General features: G+C 38.4%; 9 protein-coding genes. 6 read left to right on the top strand and 3 right to left on the bottom strand.

From position 1 onward, the window contains the following. Positions 1–586: 586 nt before the first annotated feature. The 3 genes from ACQKMV_RS20550 to ACQKMV_RS20540 all read right to left on the bottom strand — a co-directional run bounded on the left by ACQKMV_RS20550 (position 587) and on the right by ACQKMV_RS20540 (position 3,832). On the bottom strand, positions 587–2,152 hold the full coding sequence (locus ACQKMV_RS20550) for an ABC-F family ATP-binding cassette domain-containing protein (protein ID WP_427506161.1): 1,566 nt from the start codon (positions 2,150–2,152) through the stop codon (positions 587–589). A 57-nt stretch (positions 2,153–2,209) separates the two neighbouring features. After that, a complete protein-coding gene (locus tag ACQKMV_RS20545) occupies positions 2,210–2,395 on the bottom strand; it encodes an SE1832 family protein (RefSeq protein WP_427426321.1) in 186 nt (61 codons plus the stop codon). Positions 2,396–2,785: 390 nt separating this feature from the next. Then, a complete protein-coding gene (locus tag ACQKMV_RS20540; protein ID WP_427506160.1) occupies positions 2,786–3,832 on the bottom strand; it encodes a PseG/SpsG family protein in 1,047 nt (348 codons plus the stop codon). Positions 3,833–4,103: 271 nt separating this feature from the next. Here ACQKMV_RS20540 and ACQKMV_RS20535 point away from each other — a divergent pair, with 271 nt between their 5' ends. From ACQKMV_RS20535 to ACQKMV_RS20510, 6 genes are all read left to right on the top strand, one after another. Next, positions 4,104–4,949, top strand: coding sequence for an NAD(P)H-binding protein (locus ACQKMV_RS20535; RefSeq protein WP_427506159.1), 846 nt, complete (start codon positions 4,104–4,106; stop codon positions 4,947–4,949). A 579-nt stretch (positions 4,950–5,528) separates the two neighbouring features. After that, positions 5,529–6,083 (top strand): NADPH-dependent FMN reductase, encoded by a 555-nt coding sequence (locus ACQKMV_RS20530; protein ID WP_403015993.1) that lies wholly within the window; start codon positions 5,529–5,531, stop codon positions 6,081–6,083. A gap of 314 nt (positions 6,084–6,397) precedes the next feature. Beyond that, positions 6,398–10,180, top strand: coding sequence for a DEAD/DEAH box helicase (locus ACQKMV_RS20525; protein ID WP_427506157.1), 3,783 nt, complete (start codon positions 6,398–6,400; stop codon positions 10,178–10,180). A 1-nt stretch (position 10,181) separates the two neighbouring features. Beyond that, positions 10,182–10,934: a hypothetical protein gene (locus ACQKMV_RS20520; RefSeq protein WP_427506155.1), complete on the top strand. Its 753-nt coding sequence runs from the start codon at positions 10,182–10,184 to the stop codon at positions 10,932–10,934. Positions 10,935–11,145: 211 nt separating this feature from the next. After that, entirely contained in the window at positions 11,146–12,219 is a 1,074-nt protein-coding gene (locus tag ACQKMV_RS20515) for a glycosyltransferase (protein WP_427506153.1), read from the top strand. A 542-nt stretch (positions 12,220–12,761) separates the two neighbouring features. Then, positions 12,762–14,951, top strand: a complete 2,190-nt coding sequence (locus ACQKMV_RS20510; RefSeq protein ID WP_427506152.1) for a DNA topoisomerase III — start codon at positions 12,762–12,764, stop codon at positions 14,949–14,951. The last annotated feature ends 504 nt before the right edge of the window (positions 14,952–15,455 follow it).

Here is a 15,455-nt window from a genome sequence, read left to right as displayed (position 1 = left end):
AATAGTTATTTGAAAAAACTTAAACAGAAATGCTATTTTTTTAACTATATTAAAATATACGCACGAAGGAGCGAAAAGTTTCGCAAATTCAGCTTACAATGATGTAAGTTTATCCAATATTAATAATAGATGCTAATAGAATAAAGAGAGCTGTTCTAATATAGAGAGAAATAGTCTGAATTAATGGAGATAGATATATTGTTAATCCACTCATTATTAATATGATTGAATACAGGTTTTTATGCTTAGATAAATAAACTTTTTATTTGGGGCTGAGAAGAGGAGTGTTTCCAAGAGTTCGGGTGGTTCAGGGAACTGATCGGGTTGGCCAAGTAACTGCTCGGGTAGATCGAGAAACTGCTCGGGTTGACCAGGGAACTGCTCAGGTAGGTCTGAGAACTGATCGGGTTGGTCGAATAACTGCTCAGGTAAGCCAAGTAACTGCTCGGGTAGACCAAGAAACCGCTCAGGTAGGTAATATAACTGCCAAAATGATACTACCCATATCCGATTTTAAGCACAAAAAAGAGGGCAGCACCGAGTGATCCTAGAATCACATCGGTAACTGCCCACATTAATAATATTCCTAGCTTTGTTGCCCTGAAGTAAACCAGTCTTGGACATTCCAAACTTTTGTTGCTAAACCTTCATAGAAATCAGGTTCATGGCTTACTAACACGATTGTGCCTTTAAATTCTTTCATGGCACGCTTTAGCTCATCTTTTGCATCGACATCTAAGTGATTTGTCGGTTCGTCAAATATGAGCCAGTTTGCCTCTTCCATCATTAACTTACATAAACGTACCTTAGCTTGCTCACCACCAGATAAAGAATTAAGTGGGCGAGTAATATGCTCCGTTTTTAGTCCCGCACGTGCTAATGCTGCACGCACTTGTGCTTGCTCCATAGAAGGGAAGGCATTCCATACATCATCGATTGGTGTAATTTTGTCTGCCTTTACTTCTTGTTCGAAGTAAGATGGGTAAAGATAGTCCCCACGAATAACTTTTCCATCCAGTGGGTTTATTTTGCCTAGCATCGTTTTTAATAATGTTGATTTACCGACACCATTCATACCGACTAGAGCAATTTTTTCCCCACGTTCAATCTCAAAGGTAAGCGGGGGAAGTAACGGCTTTTCTTTGTCGTATCCAATGACTAAGTTTTCAGCCTCTACTACATAACGACTTGAAGAACGTGCCTCTTTAAAGCCAAATTCAGGTTTTACAGCAGTTTCAGGACGATCGATACGCTCTAAGCGGTCAAGTTGCTTGGCGCGAGATTTTGCACGGCCAGTAGTTGAGTAGCGAGCTTTATTTTTCGCAATGAAATCCTCTTGTTTTTTAATGAATTCCTGTTGTTTTTCATAGGCATCGATATGCTGGCGCTTGTTGATTTCAGCAAGCTCTAAAAACTTTTCATATGTCGCTGTATAGCGAGTTAGTTTTGAAAATTCTAGTTGGAAGATAACATCAACCGTTTCATTCATAAACTCTGTATCATGCGAAATTAATAAGAAAGCGTGTGGATAGTTCTTTAAATAGTTTTTCAACCATGTAATATGCTCTTCATCAAGATAGTTCGTCGGCTCATCTAGTAATAATACTTTTGGTTTTTCAAGTAATAGCTTAGCTAGTAAAACCTTTGTACGTTGACCACCGGAAAGAGCAGCGACATCACGTTCCAAGCCGATTGCATCAAGACCAAGACCTCGTGCAACCTCCTCAATTTTCATATCAAGGGAATAGAAATCACCTGCATCCAAAGCATCTTGCGCTTCTGCCATTTGCTCTAGTAAAACTTCCAATTCTTCAGGTGTTGCTTCAGCCATTTTTCCTGTAATTTCATTGAGCTCTTCTTCTTTTTTATATAAAGGAAGGAAGGCGTCACGTAATGCATCACGCATTGTTCGACCAGCTGTCAATACAGTGTGCTGATCTAAATAGCCGTAATGTGTTCCAGGAAGCCATTCAACTTTCCCAGTATCGTGGATAGCTTGGCCTGTAATGATGCCCATTAATGTTGATTTACCAACCCCATTTGCACCTACTAGACCAATATGATCACCTTCAACTAAACGAAAAGAGACATCTTTAAAAAGCGTGCGGTCACCGAATGAATGACCTAAATTTTCTACTGTTAATATTGCCATATATGTTCCTCCGAGATAGCGGTTAAGCTTTTTTATAACCGCTAGATATTTTCATTTTTAAAGATCTGCTAATTGTTTGTTTAATTCCGCTAGTGTTGCTTCCATATTCGCAAGGCGTTGCTCTGCTTTTGCCACTTGATCATTATGACCTGTAGATTCAAGCTTCTCAATGTCGCCTTGTAAATTCATATAATCCATTTTTAGCTCTCTAATTTGATATTCAATATCACTTTTTGATGGCATGATGATTGCTCCTTTTTGTGTATATTTTGTATAACGAATGCGTATATCAATTATGCCTCGGCATAATTGAGTCCGGAATCGGCTTTGTGTTTAGGCCTGCAGGATGCAGGTCAGTTAGCCGTTATCGCATGGATGCGATGATTTTAGGCTAACATCCTTTATTAACTCCTTTTCGATTCCATGACATCCGCCGGAGGCTTTACCTTCTTTCAGCAGGTGTCTAAACACCTGCTGAAAGAAGGTAAAAGCGATGGAGGTTTTTTATCCCCCACCGCTTATTAGTTAAAATCAATCGGGTACTTAAGATGCTTGAATCCACTTCTTGTTATTGAAGATAAACGAAAGTGAAAAATTCTACTATATTGTATCATATCCACCTTCAAAGAATCACTAAGTAGAAGCGATATTATGACGATCATAAGCGAAATCTAAAAGCAATGACTGTAGCGCTTCATTGTTACCTGTAAGATTAAGTTGTCGCTGTTTTTTAACAGCCCGTTCGCTTCGAGCCTCGTGTAATAGAAATTCCATTACAGCATTTTGAATTTGTGATTGCTTCATTTTGCGACCAAGTCCAAGGTGGATAAAGCCGTTCAGTTCACGAGGGAATGCATGTAATAGCTCAGCTTCTGTTTGTGCAAGTGTAATACAAGGTACACCATAAGAGGCGATTTTATAAGGTGTATAGTTAGCATTACAAATAATAACATCTGCTTTTGGTAATAGTTTTAGGAGTGCGTTTTTATCACGAAGAATGGCAGTATTACGACGACTAAGCACCATCATTTGCAAATCATCTGTTGCATGTCGATAGCTATCGTCAATCATCACTGTAATTTGTAGTGGGATTTGTAGCTGCGTTAAGTGTCGAAGAGTACGGTAGGTTAAGTTATGCTCGTCCCCATCCTCAAAAGCAACGACAATATGAGGTGGGTTTTCAGGTGTTTTACTGTCTGGTCTATCATCAAAATTCTGGAAGGCTTCTGGTAATGCAAAGTTGAAGCTTCCGCCAATATAATGAGATGGTAAATAGTCTTTAACTTCTTGATAGAGTGCTAACAATACGCAGTCACAGGCTTGACCACCCTCACCAAAATCATCAAAATGAATGATTGTTTTGCAGAACGGTCGTAAATTTTGTACTTGCCAGCTTTCGGAGTTACGGCCATCTCTTACAATTAAATCAGGCTGAATACCTTTCATGTGCTTTGGTAGCTCATCGAAATGTTCAAATAAAATCGGCGAGAGCTTTTCATTCATTAAAATTTGAATCCCATCATTTGAAGGGGTCTTTACAAATATGAAAACTTTTTCATTTGCAAGTAGCTTTGCCAGCGTTGCAACCCGTTCAAAAGGATACAGCCCTTTATCAATACAGCTTTCAATAATGAAAACAATCGTCTTTTTTAGTTCCATTGCTTGAATTTCGTTTTGCAAATGTATCCCATCCTTTCATCCGTCTATTTAAACTATGGTGAATGATGGGCAAGTATGTGTAAAAAATTAGGATTAGATAATTTATGTCATATAAGTAGTTTTTGAAAACTCCTAAAATTAATTGAGTAAGAGCTCCTTCTTTGACCGATAAATAAAGTAGAGTTTGCGGGAAGATACATATGATTGTTTCGGTTTTTTAATAGAAGCTTGCTGATTTTGTTCCAGCAGTGCGACTTCTAGAGCGAACGGATCTTAGAAGGGGGTACAACCAATGGGAATGCGCGCAGCGATTGTTGTAGGGGCTACTGGATTAACAGGTGCCTCTCTTGTAGAACAATTATGTGAAAATGATGAATATGTTTCAGTGACGGTTATTGCACGAAGAGCACCAGCATTTTCGCATCCAAAGCTAGAAGTGAAAATTCGTAATTTTGATACTTTAGAGGAAAAAGATATCGAATTTGCACATGAGCTGTATTGTTGTTTAGGGACAACGATTAAAAAGGTAGGATCTCGTGAGGAATTTGAGAAAGTTGATTTTGAATATCCGCTAACTATTGCCTCGTTAGCAAAAAATCGAGGAATCCCACATATGCTTGTCATCACAGCAATGGGAGCAAAAGAAAATTCTCCATTTTACTATAATCGAGTAAAAGGAAAGCTTGAACATGATCTTATGGAGCTGGGCTTACAAAGACTTTCCATTATTCGCCCATCTTTATTAGTAGGGGAGAGGGAAGAATTACGCTTAGGTGAAAAGGTGGGAGAGAGGGTTTTAAAGTTAGCAAAGCCACTTTTAGTTGGGCCATTAAAGCGTTCAAGAGCTATAGAAGCTTCCCAAGTTGCGAAGGCGATGATCGTTATTGCGCTGTACGGCGATAAACAGCCAGTTACAATTTATCCATCTCAGGAATTGGCTAAGCTAGATTTCCCTGAAACACAGGATGAGGACGTTTCAAGGGAGCAATTATTTAATTGGAATAATCGTAAATTATCGAGTACTAGCGATGAAGGAGATAAAGTAAATCGTGAAGTCGTTATTAATCGAGATAAATATAAAGTAGAGGAAACCTTTGTAGATAAAGAAGTAAATTTCCAACATCGTGAGGATAAATAATGGGCTCATCTCCATAGCGAGGGGTTTTTTCCTGTTCCTCTATCGCTAATCCCCAAGGAGTCGCCCAGTCTCCACTCCAATCAACTTATACATATGGTATATGCTTTAACAAATGTCATCCTTAAATTTTTGTTGATGAACCAAATAATAATGAAAATATCAGGCACGTCGATTAGGAAAATATAGGTTTATAATTGTCTGAAAAGGGATTTATTATTGACATTTTCGTTATATATATTCATTTTTCGCTGATTGTAGCGGAGGGCTACTTGACTCCCGCGGGAAAGCGAGAAGACCCTGCACGGAGCGAAGTGGAGGAAGCGGCTCGACGCTCGCCCGCAGCTAAAATCAGCTTCTTCTAACTATGGATAAGAGTGGTTAACCAATTCATCTGTGAAAATAGTATTTTAATAACAAGTAATCGACATGCCAAAGTTTCTTTCTAAAGCGATATTTCTTGCATAGACTACATTCCGCCTAAAGACTGAATTTACGGTTTTAACCACTACAATTCTTCCCGTGCCTCTTTTCATTTGTTACAATATTATTGTAGAAGATAAATGTGGAGGCAAAGTGAAAATGAAAATTTTACTCGTTGATGGCACAATGTTTGGTCGTAAAACTGGTGCTATTTTAGAGCAAGTGGAGCAATATATTAAAGAATTAGATGCTAGTTTCGAGTTAGAAATTATGCATTTTAGTCAATATAAGCATCAAATTGTAGACGGTTCACCGTTAAATGATGACATGAAGGAAATGATTCAAAAGTTTGAGGAAGCGGATGCGTATATTATCGCTACACCGATTTTCCAAGCATCAATTCCAGGCGTTTTAAAAAATGCATTTGACTTCTTGCATCCGAAAACAATGCGCTATAAGCCAGTATCGATCGTGGCCAATGGTGGCACATATCAGCACCATTTAGTAGTAGAAAATCAGTTAAAGCCAATTTTAGACTACTTCCGTGCACTTGTAACTCCGAACTATGTATACACACACACATCTCACTTTGATGCAGATAATAAGATTGTCGATGAAGATGTTCATAATCGTTTACGTGAATTGGCTCGTGTTTTTGTGCAGTATTGTGAAATGAGCAAAACATTGCCGAAAGAACCGATTGATCAACATTAAAATAAAATTTATCCCTTGTGCAGTGGAAGGAAATCACTGTGCAGGGGATTTTTCTTTTTAACTTCTTTCAGCTGGTGTTCAAACACCCGCTGAAACAGAGGAACTCAGTCTAAGAACGCCACGTCCTGTGGCAACGACTGAGTGACCAACTTCGTGTTGGCCTAAAGCCTCCGGCGGATGTCACGGAATCGGAAAGGAGTTGTTTGTGCAGGCACAAAGTCGATTCCGGACGCAATTATGCCGAGGCATAATTGATGTATCCTTTTACGATGTGATAAAATTGCATTTTAGTGAAACGGAAGGGAGGGCTGCTCATGCAGGACATCGCTATACTAGAAAAACAACGCTGTAGTCTAATATTGACTAATAAGGCGAAGGAAGCGGTAGAGGAATGCTCAGCAAATGAGCATGCCTTTTTTGCCTTACAAAATACATTTACCGTCTATATCGAAAAGCGCAAAGCAAAAACAGTTGGTGAAACATTTTTATCGATTTATTTTAATGCGGAGCAAAATGAAAAGTTAACCGACGTCCTTGCTGAGAAAACAGCCATTATGGATTGTGTGCTAAAGGTTGAGGGATTGCTAGCTACAAATATTCGTTTTGTACATATGCGAGGTCCAATCAATACAAACCGACGCTTACCAGCAGCCTTACAATTAGTTACAAGACCTAATAATGGAGCAGGGATTCCGCTCGATCTTCATAAAAAAATAAGAGAGCTACCGATAGCCGAGGAGCGCACAGAATATGTGAAAAAGCGTATCTCGAGCTGGGAAGGCTATTTAAAAATTCAAGAACGTGATGCGACCATTGATGATATTCATACAGAATTTAAGCAAAGCTATTTTAATGAAGATTTTACTAGGCTGACAATTGTCTGCCCTTATATAAAATCGAAGGAATGGAAGAAGCTTGAAGGCTTAAGTGTGAATATTCAAGGGGTACGCGGTGAAATTGGACAAGTATTAAAGGCTAATGCAGGGAAGCAGACAGTAGAAATTGACTTAAAGCCTTTTGTGCAAGATTTAGCGCGTAAAGATCAACTTAACCTTCGTTCAAAGCAGGCGAGCTTTAGTAATTTTGCGACATTAAGCCAAATTAGACGATTACGCAATGGTTTTACAAAGCTAGAAAAAGGCGAGGCAGTTAACCCTAATTTAGAGACAATACTATTTGAAAAACGTCCAACTGTCCGAGCATCAAAGCTTCGAGAGGATATTGTTTTTCACAATAATTTAAACGAATATCAACGACGAGCTGTTTTAGGAGCATTGTCTGTTGAAGATTTATATGTGATTCAAGGACCTCCTGGTACAGGGAAGACAACCGTTATTTCTGAAATTTGTCAGCAAAATGTCAAGGCTGGCTTAAAAACACTCGTTGCCTCTCAATCAAATTTAGCCGTGGATAATGCTTTAGGACGACTGCTTTCCAATCAAGAAATTCGAATTTTACGCTATGGTAGAACGGAAAGTATTGAAGAAGAGGGTAAAAAATTTATTGAGGAGAATGTTGCGCTGCATTGGCGTGAGCAAACTCTCGCAGCGATTGAAGAGGAAATCACAGCTTTTACAGACCGTGAACAAGAACTAAAATTAAGTATTACCAAGGCCGAGGAAGAGCTAGAAAAGCTTGAGGCATGGCTTGAGGAACTAACAAAGGAAATAGCTGCAAAAGAACAGGCTGCAATTGACGAGCCAATTTTACAGCAGGAAATACAAGCGTTAAAGAAAGAATTAAAGGCTGCAAAAGTTGAGCAGCAGGAGAGCGAAGCACATAAAGAGCATTACGAAAAACAGCTGGCGCAAATCGAGCCTGCTGTAAAGTCGCTTGAGCAAACCCTTGCTGAAAGCCCATCTATAGAGCAGCTAAAGCTTACTATAGAGGAAACTACTCAAAAAATTGAGCAATTGGAAGCGGCTTCTCAATATAAGGAGCTGCAAGAGCAAAAGCAGCATCTAGCACTGCAGTTCAAAGATATCCAATCGAAATATGAAGAGGAAAATAATCTTCTTCGATTAATGAAGGAAGCCGAACAATATATCAGCACTTTAACGTCCTATGAGCGAATCCAACGATTTTTACAACATTATCACATTCGCCCATCTTATGTGCTATCACAGCAAATTAGTCGTTTGCAGCATTTAGAGGATGCCAAAGATTTAGAGGCATGGGCAACCATCAATTCACGTTTACAAAAAGCGATCGCAAAGCTTGAGTCGTTAGTATCTTATGAAGAAAAAGAACATGCCCTTGCTAAAAGTAGATTGCAGCCAGTTCAATCGTTTTCGTTGCAAAATCTAACAGGTGTTTTTGCACAACTCAATACTGCCTTTCAAGATGATCAAACACCACCTGTCGCGCAACTTGAGAGTTTCTTGCTCGGATTATATATGCGTCGTGATTTTGTCTGGCAAAAAGGTATAGCTCTTAAACAACAACAAGATCATAAAGATCGGGAGTTTGAGTCCTTGCGTAAAGGTATTGGTGGCTTATTACATCAAGAGTGTGCAATTACCAGCTTCGACGTTCAAAGCATACAGCGACAATTACAACCATATTTACAGCATACAGAACGACTGCAGCAGCTAGTTGAGACATTCCGAATTGATGCTGAGCCAGAAGAGTCTGTAGAGCATTTAAAAATGCTTGTATCGCAATCAAAATCTTCTCTTCAAACAGTACGTCAAGAGCTTGAGGCAGTTGAGCATGCTAATACACAGCTCCTACCAAAGAAAGCGGCACTTCAAACAGCGCAGACTAGCTTACAAGAGATTGAACAACAGCTAACACAATTAGAAGAAAACATTAAAGAAATTAATATAGCTGGATTGAAGAAGGAGAAGCAGCTCACAGCTTGCACAAAGCTTCTACAATCAACACCAGAGCGCACTTCCGAGGAAGTAGTGGAAGCAATTGCAGCCTCGAAAACAGCAATAGTGGAATTACAGCGCAAGGAACAGCAGCTCCCTCTTCGAAAAAAATTACAAGAACAATGGCGTGACAAGCTGCAAAATGCTACTGAATATGATTTAGATGAAATCCGTAAATTATATGTGCGTCATGCGAATGTTATCGGTACAACATGCGTAGCTTCGGCAAGTAAGGAATTTATGGAAAACTACCCGACGTTTGATGTTGTCATTATTGATGAAGTATCAAAGGCAACACCACCAGAGCTATTGTTGCCAATGCTTAAAGGTAAAAAAGTTATTTTAGTGGGCGATCATCATCAGCTACCTCCATTACTTGGAGATGATACGTTGGAGGAAACGTTAAAAGTAATGCTCGATGAAAATCCAAACTTTGACGGCGCACAAGAATTAAAAAATTTACTGCGTGAATCGCTGTTTGAACGTTTATTTAATAATTTACCGCAAACACATAAGCAAATGTTGGCATTGCAGTACCGAATGCATGAGAAAATTATGCACAGTATTACACCGTTTTACGCGAAAGAGGAAAATGGTCTGCAATGTGGTTTACCTGATTCAGATGCAGCACGAGACCATTGTCTAGAAGGACAATTTGTAAACCGTGATGATCATTTGCTATGGGTTGATATTCCAACCGAAAAACCTTATCTAGAGGAGCAGGTAAAGGGCGGAACGAGTCGTTACAATGAGGGTGAATTACAAACAATTCGACGCATTTTAATAGATATGAATAAGGCTGTTATTGAAGCTAAAGCAGCGGGACGCATACCTCAGGATGCACAAAAAAGTGTTGGGGTTATAAGCTTCTACGGGGAGCAGGTAAAGAAAATTAATCGCCTTCTGCAACAGGAATTACAGCTACCACATCTTCAATTTAGAACCGGGACAGTCGATAAGTTCCAAGGTATGGAGATGGACGTCATATTAGTTAGTATGGTACGTAATACGCCTAAAGGGGGAGACGTTGGCTTTGCAAAAGATTATCGCCGCTTAAACGTTGCCTTATCTCGTGCCCGAGAACTATTACTACTTGTCGGAAGTGCTGAGATGTTTGCCAAACGTGCGAAGCATCAAGATACGCGAGAGATGTATAACAATCTGTTAGAGACAGTGAAATCCTATAACGGCTTGCGTAATCATGAAGGACAGGTGATGTAGATTGTCAAAATTACAGCAGCGCTTAATGCGTGAACTTCAGCAAAATCGAAATATTAAAATCGTTAAAACCAATGAATGGTGTATTCCAATCCGAACAGTAGAAGCGACCTATGAGCCAATTCGTCGTTCCACTATGGATGTCTTGATGACAATGCTATTAGTCAGCATACAGGAAGCTGATTTTGCAAACGCACAAGAATTAAGTGAGTTATTGCTAGTCGATCCATTATTTATTGAGGATTTAGTATCATTAATGTCTCGAGTAAGTCTTATTGAGCAAACGGAAGGCTTCTATAGATTAACCTCTAAAGGACAGCAGCAACTGGAACGTGGCATCTTTGAAGAGGAGCTAGATGTTGAAATGGCCAACCTTTACTATAGCCCATGCCATCTTGCATTTCTTGCAGTCGACGAGGACAATATGGAAGAATATGATGATCTACCAGAGCTATATCGTTATGTCGATGAAGAGGCTGAGAAGCAAGAGCATTATGAAGAAGCGATGTTAATAGAAGCGTTACAGCAAGAGGATGACGAAGAAGCCGGAGCCTCTCAAAAAATAATTGCAAAGATTGTTCAAACAGACGCAAAACAAATTAATGATATCCCGTGCTTTGAATTTGTCCTTCACGATAAAGAACAAGATATTTTGTTCGTTCGTGTATGGAATGCCCTGTTAAATCAATGGGATTCTCACCTAGAACAACAGCTCACAGAAAAAGAACAACTAAAGTGGCGTGAACAATACTTATAAGACAAAAAAACGAACGTGTGCAACGTTCGTTTTTTTGTGCTTTTTGGGGTGTATGTCGATAAAACGGAAAAGTTGGGTGATAAAAACAAAAAGTTAGGTGACAAATTAAAAAAGTTGAGCGATAAATTCAAAAAGTAGGGCGATAAAATGGTAAAAAGCCTCGATAAATTTTTGAGCTTGCATATATTATTACAAAAAAAGGAGGGGGCAGATGTTTACGATTAGTTTATGTATGATTGTCAAAAATGAAGAATGTATTATTGAAAGATGCCTAGACTCCGTTCAACATTTAGTGGATGAAATCAATATTATTGATACGGGCTCAACTGATCGTACAAAAAATATCGTCCAAAACTATACCTCTCGAATTTTCGACTTTACTTGGTGTGATGACTTTGCCAAAGCTCGTAACTTTTCTTTTCAGCAAGCTACGAAAGATTTTATTTTATGGCTCGATGCTGATGATGTGATCACAACAGAACATCAGCAAAAGTTCCTACAGCTTAAACAATCGCTTTATTACCCTAACGTCGACGCTGTTTCAATGGATTATTATGTAACGCTCGATGCTGATGGCTGTGTAGAATCAAGTGAAAAAAGATTTCGTCTCGTAAAACGTGCACGTAATTTTCAGTGGCGGGGTGCCGCCCATGAGTATTTAGATGTAACAGGCCAGCGCTACCATAGCGATATAGCAGTTACACATTTGCCAAGAAAAAGTGATATCCATCGCAATATTAATATTTATGAGCGTTTGAAGAAAGAAGGGCACCCATTTTCAGCTAGAGAAACGTTTCATTATGCAAATGAACTAAAATTCCATCAGCGATTTTTAGAAGCAATTAATCACTATAATATTTTCCTAGATTCCACAAATGGAACTGCTGATGATAATATTGAAGCTTGCTTAAATTTAGCGGATTGCTACCAACAGCTACACGATTCAAAACAAGCAACACAAGTTATTTTACAATCATTATTATATGATCGACCAAGACCAGAAACATGCTGTCGAATTGGTCATTTTTTTATGGAGCAATTGAAAAATAAAGAGGCCATTTATTGGTATTCGCAAGCATTACAGCAGCCTGTAGAACAAACGATGGGTATTCAAAAGTATGCTTATTCCACATGGCTTCCGCATTTTCAGTTAAGTTTGTTATACAATCGCTTACGTCTCTATGAAAATGCACATCAGCATAATGAAGCAGCGCGTAAATTTAAGCCAAAAGATCAGCGCATACTAGACAACCGAAAATACTTGTTAAGTCAGTTAAAGAAGTAAGGCCGTCATGGAAAGGGAACATCAATAAAGTTTATATATATTCCGTAACCAATTAACACCGATACAAAAACAACAATCGTCATACAAATCACATTCCGAGGTCTGAAAGTTCGAGCATCCATTCATTCATCCCCTTTCGATTTTGTGAACATTCTGTTAACTCAACATATGTTTTAAGAGTTTGAGTATGCAATTCCTCTTCGATATTTTTATTTGAAGCATAGAAAAGAAGAGCAAATTCACGCTAATTGTGAATTTGCTCTTTAAATTAATCTTCTACCCGATCAGATCTGTGGGGAACGTGATCAAATTTCCAAGCTACCCGAGCAGTTATCGAGCGTACCTGATCAAATTTCCAAGCTACCCGAGCGGTTATCAGGCTACCTGATCAATTCTCTGAAGTACCCGATCAGTTTTCATCACTACCTAATCATTTCTCCGGCAATGACTATTATGAAGACTAAGTAGATGGCTCTAAATAATTTCTGCCCCGAACTTATGGTATATTAGACAGTACATAGTTAGTAAAGGAGTACGAATATATGGTTAAAAGTGTAGTTATTGCTGAAAAACCTTCAGTTGCACGTGATATAGCAAATGTTTTGAAATGTAATAAAAAAGGGAACGGATTTTTAGAAGGTGACAAATATATAGTTACTTGGGCATTAGGTCATTTAGTGACATTAGCTGATCCAGAAGCCTACGATAATAAATATAAAACATGGAATTTAGAAGACCTTCCGATGTTGCCAGAACGAATGAAGTTAGTCGTTATGAAGCAAACGGGTAAGCAATATAATGCGGTCAAATCACAGTTAACTCGTAATGATGTCAATGAAATCATTGTCGCTACTGATGCTGGGCGTGAAGGTGAATTAGTTGCTCGATGGATTATTGACAAAGCAAATGTGAAAAAGCCAATTAAACGTTTATGGATTTCATCTGTTACAGATAAAGCGATCAAAGAAGGATTTGCTAATTTAAAACCGGGGAAAAACTACGATAATTTATATGCTGCTGCTGTTGCTCGTTCTGAAGCGGATTGGTATATCGGATTAAATGCGACACGAGCATTAACGACAAGATTTAATGCACAGCTGAACTGTGGCCGTGTTCAAACTCCAACTGTTGCGATTATCGCTGCACGCGAAGATGAAATTAAAAACTTCAAGCCACAAACGTACTACGGTATTGAAGCACAAACAGATTCTTTAAAGCTTACATGGCAAGACGCAAATGGTAATTCACGTAGCTTCAATAAAGAAAAAACCGACGTTATTGTTAAAGCGTTAGGTAACCAAGATGCAAAAATCATTTCAATTGACCGTAAGCCTAAAAAATCATTTGCCCCAGGTCTGTATGATTTAACAGAATTACAACGAGATGCCAATAAATTATTTGGTTATTCGGCAAAAGAAACATTAAATATTATGCAAAAGCTATATGAATCTCATAAAGTGCTGACATACCCTCGTACAGATTCACGCTATTTATCATCTGATATTGTAGGCACATTACCTGAGCGTCTAAAAGCATGTGGCAACGGCGAATATCGCACATTAGCGAATAAAATTTTAACAAAACCGATAAAAGCGAATAAATCATTTGTAGATGACAGTAAAGTGTCCGATCACCATGCCATCATTCCAACTGAAGGCTATGTGAACTTATCTGCATTCAATGATAAAGAGCGTAAAATATATGATTTAGTAGTAAAACGATTTTTAGCTGTATTATTCCCAGCACAAGAATACGAGCAATTAACAGTACAAGCTCAAATCGGTAATGAGAAATTTATTGCCAAAGGGAAAACAGTCACTATTGCTGGTTGGAAAGAAGTATATCAAAATCGTTTTGATGATGAAGAATCAACAGATGATGTCAAAGAGCAACTGCTTCCTCGTTTAGAACAAGGACAAGTGTTAAAAACAAAGCTAATTGCCCAAACGTCTGGTCAAACAAAGCCACCAGCACGTTTTACAGAGGCAACATTACTATCAGCTATGGAAAATCCTACGAAGTATATGGAAACGAACGACAAGAAGCTTGTTGATACGTTGAAATCAACAGGCGGGTTAGGGACAGTTGCAACACGAGCAGATATTATTGAGAAGCTCTTTAATTCGTTCTTAATCGAAAAACGCGGCGGCAAAGAAATTTACATTACATCTAAAGGTCGTCAATTACTTGACTTAGTGCCTGAAGAATTACGTTCTCCTGCAACAACAGCCGAGTGGGAGCAAAAGCTTGAGCTAATTTCAAAAGGTAAGTTGAAAAAAGACGTGTTCATTAATGAGATGAAAAAGCACACTCAAGAAATAGTCGCTGAAATTAAAGCAAGTGATAAAAAATATAAGCATGACAATATCTCAACAAAATCATGTCCTGATTGCGGTAAGCCAATGCTTGAAGTCAACGGTAAAAAAGGCAAAATGCTTGTCTGCCAAGATCGTGAATGTGGTCATCGTAAAAACGTATCACGCGTCACAAACGCACGATGCCCTCAATGTAAGAAAAAGTTAGAACTACGTGGTGAAGGTGAAGGCCAAATCTTCGTATGTAAATGTGGTTATCGTGAAAAGTTATCTGCATTTGAAGCCCGTCGTAAAAAAGAAGGCGGTGGAAAAGTAGATAAGCGTAGTGTACAGAAGTACATGAAGCAACAAGAAAAAGAAGCTGAACCGATTAATAATGCGTTTGCGGATTTATTAAAAGGGATGAAGTTTGATTAGCGCGGATAAAACACATAGTTAATATCATAAAAAGAAATTGAGACAAAACCTCAATAAATAACAAAGCAGCCCAGAAAATTTTACGGACAGTAAAATCTTCTGGGCTTTGTATTGCGGAGAAATAGGGTGAAGAAAATAGAATGACGAGAAAGCGAACAGGCTCGACTTCTCTTGACCCTGCCTCTCTTTGTTAATTTTTTTTTGTAGCTATTTAATAGGAAGTTTTTCAATGAAATGAAAAATGTATAATTTTTTTTAGAAAAAGTGTTGACCTTTTTAATATAAGCGTGTAATATTAGAAAAGTCGCTAAGACATCTACAGATAAACAATTAAATTAAATAAATTAATTGTTGACATTGAGTTTGCGACATGATATTATATAAGAGTTGCTGCTAAACAAGTGGTAATGAAATGAACCTTGAAAACTGAACAAGCAAAACGTAATCAATAAAGTTTTTAGTAGCTAACCTTGAGTTAGTGAACGAAACAAAATTTTGGACATC

It is taken from the genome of Lysinibacillus sp. NPDC094403 (genome assembly GCF_050278745.1).
GTDB lineage: Bacteria > Bacillota > Bacilli > Bacillales_A > Planococcaceae > Lysinibacillus.
This window is presented reverse-complemented; position numbering and strand designations above follow the sequence as displayed.

Coding starts and splice junctions, on each gene's coding strand:
- ACQKMV_RS20535 (WP_427506159.1), top strand. CDS start 4,104: ATGGGAATGCGCGCAGCGATTGTTGTAGGGGCTACTGGATTAACAGGT.
- ACQKMV_RS20550 (WP_427506161.1), bottom strand. CDS start 2,152: ATGGCAATATTAACAGTAGAAAATTTAGGTCATTCATTCGGTGACCGC.
- ACQKMV_RS20510 (WP_427506152.1), top strand. CDS start 12,762: ATGGTTAAAAGTGTAGTTATTGCTGAAAAACCTTCAGTTGCACGTGAT.
- ACQKMV_RS20530 (WP_403015993.1), top strand. CDS start 5,529: ATGAAAATTTTACTCGTTGATGGCACAATGTTTGGTCGTAAAACTGGT.
- ACQKMV_RS20545 (WP_427426321.1), bottom strand. CDS start 2,395: ATGCCATCAAAAAGTGATATTGAATATCAAATTAGAGAGCTAAAAATG.
- ACQKMV_RS20515 (WP_427506153.1), top strand. CDS start 11,146: ATGTTTACGATTAGTTTATGTATGATTGTCAAAAATGAAGAATGTATT.
- ACQKMV_RS20525 (WP_427506157.1), top strand. CDS start 6,398: ATGCAGGACATCGCTATACTAGAAAAACAACGCTGTAGTCTAATATTG.